This window comes from uncultured Amaricoccus sp., from assembly GCF_937858865.1.
Lineage (GTDB): Bacteria > Pseudomonadota > Alphaproteobacteria > Rhodobacterales > Rhodobacteraceae > Amaricoccus.
This window is the reverse complement of the sequence record NZ_CALLYO010000564.1, coordinates 1-6,593: the sequence shown is the minus strand read 5'-3', so window position 1 is coordinate 6,593 and position 6,593 is coordinate 1. Positions and strand designations below refer to the sequence as shown.

7 protein-coding genes are annotated in these 6,593 nt (G+C 73.2%); 1 reads left to right on the top strand and 6 read right to left on the bottom strand.

What is annotated here, in order from left to right:
* Positions 1-306 (top strand): SDR family oxidoreductase (locus tag Q0112_RS16715; protein ID WP_297977122.1); only part of this gene is annotated, 306 nt, incomplete at its 5' end.
* Between the two features lie 58 nt (positions 307-364).
* Here the strand turns inward: Q0112_RS16715 and Q0112_RS16710 are convergent.
* The 6 genes from Q0112_RS16710 to Q0112_RS16685 form a co-directional block, all read right to left on the bottom strand.
* Complete coding sequence (locus Q0112_RS16710) at positions 365-865, bottom strand: hypothetical protein (RefSeq protein ID WP_297977121.1); 501 nt, start codon at positions 863-865, stop codon at positions 365-367.
* A complete protein-coding gene (locus Q0112_RS16705; RefSeq protein ID WP_297977120.1) occupies positions 862-1,857 on the bottom strand; it encodes a hypothetical protein in 996 nt (331 codons plus the stop codon). The genes Q0112_RS16710 and Q0112_RS16705 overlap by 4 nt, the downstream gene beginning before the upstream one ends.
* A complete protein-coding gene (locus Q0112_RS16700; RefSeq protein ID WP_297977119.1) occupies positions 1,854-2,510 on the bottom strand; it encodes an HAD-IB family hydrolase in 657 nt (218 codons plus the stop codon). Before Q0112_RS16700 ends, Q0112_RS16705 begins: the two co-directional genes overlap by 4 nt.
* A gap of 89 nt (positions 2,511-2,599) precedes the next feature.
* A complete protein-coding gene (locus tag Q0112_RS16695; RefSeq protein ID WP_297977117.1) occupies positions 2,600-3,631 on the bottom strand; it encodes a fatty acid desaturase in 1,032 nt (343 codons plus the stop codon).
* Complete coding sequence (locus Q0112_RS16690; RefSeq protein ID WP_297977116.1) at positions 3,628-5,025, bottom strand: pyridoxal phosphate-dependent aminotransferase family protein; 1,398 nt, start codon at positions 5,023-5,025, stop codon at positions 3,628-3,630. Before Q0112_RS16690 ends, Q0112_RS16695 begins: the two co-directional genes overlap by 4 nt.
* Positions 5,022-6,593, bottom strand: a 1,572-nt coding sequence (locus Q0112_RS16685) for a MupA/Atu3671 family FMN-dependent luciferase-like monooxygenase (protein WP_297977114.1), incomplete at its 5' end; no start/stop codon positions are given. The genes Q0112_RS16690 and Q0112_RS16685, both read right to left, overlap by 4 nt.

The following is a 6,593-nucleotide window of genomic DNA, read 5'->3' as shown; positions in this document are numbered from 1 at the left end:
AACTACAACATCATGGGCGTCGCCAAGGCCGCGCTCGAATCCGCCGTCCGCTACCTCGCCGCCGAGCTCGGGCCAAAGGGTATCCGCGTCCATGCGATCTCCCCCGGACCCCTCGCCACCCGTGCCGCCTCGGGCATCCCAGAGTTCGACGAGCTGCTCGAGAAGGCCAAGGTCAAGTCGCCGGCGCGGGCGCTGGTCGACATCGACGACGTCGGCATGGCCTGCGCCTTCCTCGCCCACGACGCTGCGCATCTGATGACTGGCCAGGTCCTTTATATCGACGGCGGCTACAACATCATCGATTGACCGCGGCCCCCTCGCGGGACCACGCGCGGATGATCTGAGCCTGCTGTGGCAAGGGCGGCTATTGCAGCGATCCCTGCCAATGCACGACGCTGTTCTCCGGTGAGCCATTGAAGGTCAGGGTCCCGGATCCCGCCTTGCCTTCGTAGGAGCCGGTTGCCTTGGTCAGTTCCCAGGTGCCCTTGCCGGTGAACGTCACCTGGTCCCCGTCGATGCGGCTCGTCCCCTCGCCGGTGAACTCGAAGAGGGCGACCCCATCGGTGTCCCGGAACTCGGCGTAGCCGTGCTGGGTGAAGGCGGTTCCCTTCTCGTCGCTGGCGTTGGTCACCGTCACGTCCGCGCCCGGCATGAACGCGTGCGGGCCGGTGCTCTCGTTCTTGCCGACCTGCCGGGTCAGGACGGCAAGGTGATAGGGGTCGTCGGCGTCGACCTGGACCTTGTAGAACTCGACGGCGTCGAGCTCGAAGCTGCCGGCTATGCTTCGCTCTTCCGCCGTTGTCGCGCCCGTCCCGATCGCCAGCGCCAGCAGGCTCGCGCAGAGAAGTCGTCTCGTCCGCATCATCCCGTTCCTCCAGTGATCGCGGTGCGCCGCAGGCCTGCGGCTGCCTCGGGTTTTCTGTCCGGCACGCGGTCGCCGGCGGGCGCCAGGATCTCGACTGATGGCAGGAGGCCCAGCTCGTCGGCGAGGGCATCGAGGTCGGCCGGGTCGAGCCGGTCCGGCGGCTTGTCGGTCAGGGCGAGCAGCAGCGCCTCGATCACGTTGGCGCCGAAGCTGCGGCCCTCGAGTCGGGGGGTCTCGGTGACCAGCAGGCGGACGCCGCGGGCGCGCAGGTCGTCGACGTCGCGCGGCGTCGTGGTGTTGGTGAGGATGATCTTGCCGCGGAGGTCGCGCGGCATGTGCGCGCGGATCTGCAGGAAGTCGCCGGCGATCAGCGTGGCGCGGGCATAGGCACTCGCCCATTTCTCGACCGGGGGCGCGAGCTGGGCGTCGCCGAGCGTGTAGAGCCAGCGGTAGGGCAGTTGCGTGACCAGGGGGAGCAGGATGCGGCCGAGCGTGCGGACGCTGCCGAGGCTGTCGAGCGGGATGGGGAGGCCGAGGGCGAACATGAAGTCGCCGCAGGTCAGGCGGCAGCCGGCGCGGACCAGTTCCTCGGCCAGGGCATAGCGTGCGATCGCGGTGGTCGAGAGCGCGGGCATTCCGGCCAGGGTCCGGCCCTCCGCCCGGAGCTGTCGCTCGAGCGCGGACACGGTCCGGCGGGCGAGGAGCGCGCGCAGGCCGTTGCCGTCGCCGACCTTGCTGGTGCGGATCGCCTGCCGCAGCCGCTTGGCGTCGCGCCAGTGGTAGCGGCGCGGGCCGATCGGCAGGTAGAACTCGATGCCGCCGATGCCGATGGCGTCGACCCGGCCGTCGAGTGCGCGGAGGAGCGCGACGGCGGCGTCGAGGTCGCCGTTCACGCCGCGGCGCTCGACCCGGATCTCCTCGCCGCGCAGCCGGAGGGTGACGGCGTGGTCGCGGGCCGGCGAGCCGAGGCTGACCGAGACCACCCGCTTCATGGCGCGGCTGCCGGGAACTGGCGCCAGTGGGCGTGCTCGGCGGCGCGGAGCAGGGCGGCATCGCCGCAGGAGTCGCCGTAGGCGTGCAGGATCCGGGCGTCGGGGCCGACGAGGGCCTGCAGGCGCCGGAGCTTCTCGGGGCCTTCGCAGGGGGGGCCGTCGTGGCGCCCGGTCAGCCGTCCGGCCGCGTCGACCGCGAGGCGGCTGCCGATCGCCTCGATCCCGCGGGCCGCGGCCCAGGGCGCGACGTAGAGCTCGGGCGAGGCGGTGACCACGAGGCAGCGGTGCCCCTCGGCCCGGTGCCATTCGAGGCGGCGAAGGGCGGCGGGGCGGAGCATCCCCGGGAGGCGGTCGTGCGCGAAGCGGAGGCCGGCGGCGCGGACCTCGTCGAGCGGGCGCCCCGAGAGGTAGCGGGCGAAGAGCCGCTCCTTGGTGGCCGTCCTTCCGAGGAGGCCGAGGCCGCGGGTGAGCAGGGCGGGGAGGAGCGCGGGGAGGCCGCGCAGGAAGGGGCCATCCCCGGCGGCCGCGCGCAGGAAGGGCAGGATCGTGTCGCGCTCGGTGAGCGTGCCGTCGAAGTCGAAGACGACGACGGCGGTCGTCGGCCCGGTCGCGGGGGCACGGGGTGGGCACGCGTGCCCAGAGGGGTGGTGCATTGTTTTTGCTGGATAATTCAATGTCGCGGTAACCGGATCGAAACCATCGTTAACGGCCTTCGCGGCGGGCCGATCGGCCGGCGGCCGCATCACGCATGCTCCCCGGCGCGCCCCCAGAGGCGGCGGAGGGAGGCGGCGAGCCCCGGGCTCGTCGCGACGTCGTGGCGCAGCCGCGGGGAGGTGTCGGCCGCCCCGAGACGGCGGTAGGCAATGCCGAGATTGTGGTAGGGCAGGCCGGGGGCGAAATGGTGCAGCGCGTGGTAGCGGTGCCCGACCGGAGCCCAGAGCCCGGTCCACCAGCCGCCCGGCGTGTCGATCGAATCCTCGAACTGGCCGACGCGGTCGAACTCGGGATCGGCGCCCTCGTAGCGGTGGGCGCCAAGCGCCCGGATGCCGTTGACGAGGGATATAGCCGTCGCCAGCGCGAGCCAGCAGAGGATCACGCGCGGGGGAAGGATGCCGGCCCGGAGCAGGACGAGCCACGGGGTCCAGAAGAGGAGGATGCCGACCTGCTCGCGGACCATGGTGCGATGCTCCTCGGGCGTGACCTTGCGGACGAAGGCCGCGTTCATCGCGAGCGAGGTGGCATGGCGTTCCAGGAGACGCTGGAGCGGCGGGACGAGGAGCGCCACGGGGCCGAGCAGGAGGAAGCGCACCGCCATCAGGATCGGGAACATGAGCGTCAGCGCGAGGAAGCGGACGATGAGGAGGCGCGAGCGGGCGAAGGGCAGGTATTCGGGATCGCCGGCCGTCCCGAAGACGTGGGCGTTGTGGTGCAGCGCGTGCACGCCGACCGCGAAGGACGAGGGCACGAGGAGCGGAAAGCCGGCGAGCAGGTTCCAGGCGGCGGTGAAGCCCGGAATGCGCCGGGCCGCGTGGCTGAGCTCGTGGACGAAGAGATGTGCCCGGTAGAGGAGGAGGACCGAGACCGCCGCCCAGGCGGCCCCGGTCGGGACGGAGTCGGCCAGGCAGAACAGGGCGAAGGCGCCCCAGCCGAGGAGGGCGGAGAGCAGAAGGTCAGTCCAGTAGATGGCCGGGCGGGGCTGGTAGAGGTCGCGGAGGAGGGCGGCCGCGGACGGCGTGCGCCCGGCCCCCGGTATCGCGGTCGCGGCGGCGGTCATAGGGACCCACCTTCGCCGGATGTGCCGTCCGGGCCGGCGAAGCCGAAGGTCCGGGCTGCCTCGACGATGATTGCGGCGGCGCGGTCGATCTGCTCGGGCGTGTGCTCGGAGGTGACGAAGAGGCGCATCCGCGACAGGTGGCGGGGCACGGCCGGATACTGGACGATGCTGGTCTCGAGGCCGGCGCGCTGCATGTGGTCGGTGAGGAGCAGGGTCCGCTCGTCGGAGCCGTAGATGACCGGGACGATCCAGCTGTCGCTCTCGATGAGCCGGACCCGGCCGCCGAGCCGGTCGCGCAGCCGCGCGGCGTTGGCGCGCAGCCGCGCCCGGCGCGCCTCGCCCAGATCGGCGGCGCCCAGGCGGAGCGCCTGGAGCACGCCGCCGGTGACGGCGGGGTCGAGGCCGCAGGAGAAGAGCCGGCAGCGCGCGTACCAGTTGATGTAGCGGGCGATGTCGCGCCGGCAGATCACGGCGCCGCCGAGCGCGCCGAGCGCCTTGGAGAAGGTGACGACGAAGAAGTCGATCTCCCCGAGGACGCCCTGCCGCGCGGCGACGCCGCGCCCGCCGGGGCCGGTGGCGAGGACCGAATGCGCCTCGTCGACCAGGACCATGGCGCCGTGGCGCCGCGCGACCGAGACGATGCCAGCGAGATCGCCGTAGTCGCCGTCGGAGCTGTAGACGCCTTCGGCGCAGACGAGGATGCGCTTCGGTCCGTCGCGGGTGATGCCGCGCAGGATGCGCTCGAGGTCGCCGAGGTCGTTGTGGGCGAAGGTGTGGACCTCGCCGCGGGTGAGCTGGGCGCCCTCGACCAGCGACATGTGCGCCGCCGCGTCGAGCACGACATGGCCGCCGGGCTTGATGATCGCCGAGAGGGTGCCGGTGTTGACGTTGTAGCCGGTGGTGAAGAGCGAGGCGCCGCGGCCAGGGAGCCCGAGGAAGTCGACGAGCGCCTGCTCGAGCTCGGCGTGCAGCAGGATCGTGCCGCCGGCGATGGGCGAGCTCGAGACGCCGAGGCCGTAGCGGTCGAGCGCGGCCTTCGCGGCGGCGATCACCTCGGGATGGTAGCTGAGGCCGAGGTAGTTGTAGCTCGCGACGTTGATGACCGGCAGCCGCTCGCCATCCTCGCGCACGAGGACGTTCTCGGGGCGCTGCGCCTCGCGGCGGGGGGTCTCGAAGGTGTAGCGGCCGGCGGCGATGCTGCTTTCCACCCAGGCGTTGAAGCGCCGGATCTCGCCGAGCCCGGGGTCGGCGCCGGGCATGAACATGTCGTAGCTCTGGCGGGTGAAGTCGGGGGCGCGCTTCCCCGCGCCGTCCGCCGCGCGGCGGCGCAGGTGGTCGCGCAGGAGCGCCTGCTTCTGCTCGGGAGAAAGCGCCGCGAGGCGGTCGACGCTCACCGCTCGCCCCCCTCGGCGAGGGCCTCGGCGAGGCGGCCGATGCCGGCGAGGCTCGCCATGCTCTCCGGCTGCGGGACGCCGAAGTCGATCATGCAGGCGATCTCGGTCGCCCCGGCCCGGACGAAGTCGCGCGCCCGCAGCAGGCAGGTGTCGAGCGAGCCGAAGAGCGTGCTTCGCTGGAAGTACCGCTCGAAGATGAGCTCCTCGAGCCTCTCCTGGCTGGCGCCGGAGTCGATGCGCAGGCCGTCCACGGTCTGCTTCCAGAGGCTCTGCACCGAGCGCATGTAGCCGACGAACGGGTCGCGGACGATGCTGCGCGCCGCCTCGTCGGTCTCGCCGACGCAGGTCTGGACCATGAGCGTGACCGCGCCGCCCTCCGGATCGTGGCCGGCCCGTTCGCGCGCCTCGCGGTAGAGACGGACGCGGGCGGCGAATTCCTCCACAGTCTGGATGAGGAGCGCGGTCAGGACGTTGAGGCCGAGCTCGCCCGCCCGCACGAAGCTCGCGTCGTTCGCCGAGGTGGCGATCCAGAGGCCGGGCTCGGGCTGGATCGGGCGGGGGTAGAGGCGGATCTCGGCCGGCTCGCCGCGGCCGTTGGTGCGCGGGATCGCCTCGCCGCGCCAGAGGCGCCGGACGAGGTCGAGCCGCCGGAAGACCTCGGCCCAGCGGTCGCCGTAGGCGTCGGGGGCGAGCGCGTAGTCGTTGGGGTTCCAGCCGGGCACGACGCCGAGGTCGACGCGGCCGCCGGAGAGGTTGTCGACCACCGCCCATTCCTCGGCGACCCGGATCGGGTCGTGCAGCGGCAGCACGATGCTGCCCGAGCGGATGCGGAGCCGGCGGGTGGTGGCGGCCACGCCGGCGGCGAGCACCGAGGGGTTCGGGAAGAGGCCGCCGACGGGGTGGAAATGCCGCTCGGGGATCCAGACCGCCTCGAGGCCGGCGCGGTCGGCGTATTGCACCGCGCTGTCGAAGAGCCGGTAGCGGTCGGCGTCGGCGGCCTGCCCGGCCGCGGAGAAGAAGAAGAGGCTGACGCCGACCTTCGGCCTGGGGTCCCGTGCCGCGGGCCTTGCGCCGAGGTGCGAGCGCAGCGGCGCGGCGCCGGTCGTCCGGCAGAGGGCCGCGACGGTGGCGGCCGGGTCGGTCAGGTGGAAGAGGTGCGGTCCCGGCAGGACGCGGAGGTCGAAGCCGCCGCCGGCCAGCGCCGCCCAGGCGGCCATCTGCGCGACCGGGACGGTCGGGTCCTCGCGGCCGGCCAGAGCGACGATCCGGGTGCCGAGCGGAGCGGCCGGGCGCGCCGACCATCCGGCGATGAGCGCGCGGTCCGCCGCGGCGCGCGCGAGGAGGTGCGCCCGCGCGGCCTCGTCGTCGGCGACGTGGCGCATGTCGATGCCGGCCGCGCAGATCGGGTATCGGTCGCTGCCGGTGCCCGGCTCGAAGACGTCGGGCGTGCCCGGGGGCGTGCCCGGGGGCGTGCCCGGGGGCGTGCCCGGGGGCGGGACCGCGGCGAGGACGAGGGCTTCGGGTGCGGTGCCGTGCCGGTCGGCGAGCGCATGCGCCGTCAGCCAGGC